Here is a 303-nt window from a genome sequence, read left to right as displayed (position 1 = left end):
GGTCTCGATGAAATAGCCGAGCACGTTGTTGTGCTTGATCTTGAGCGCGGCGATGCCCGTCTCCTCGGCGTAGCGCGCCTGCAGGCCGGCGATTACGCCGCGGCCCTTGTCGCGCAGCTGCCGCGTCTCGTCGAGCTCGGGGTCGAAGCCCTCGGCCACGAAGCCGCCGTCGCGCGCGAGGAGCGGCGGCTCGGCCACCAGAGCGTCGGCGAGCGGGTCGCGCAGCTCCTCCTGACCGGTGAGCGCGTCGAGCGCCGCGCGCAGCAGCTCCGGCAGATCGCGCTCCGCGCAGAGCGTCGAGAT

Annotated in this window: 1 pseudogene; it reads right to left on the bottom strand. The window is 71.9% G+C overall.

What is annotated here, in order from left to right:
- Positions 1–303, bottom strand: a pseudogene (locus AB6A65_RS16925) (DNA mismatch repair protein MutS); the annotation flags it as partial.

The organism is Rhodosalinus sp. FB01, assembly GCF_041365715.1.
In the GTDB taxonomy this organism is placed as follows: Bacteria; Pseudomonadota; Alphaproteobacteria; order Rhodobacterales; family Rhodobacteraceae; genus Rhodosalinus.
The sequence above is the reverse complement of the archived record's forward strand: the minus strand, read 5'-3'. Positions and strand labels throughout refer to the sequence as shown.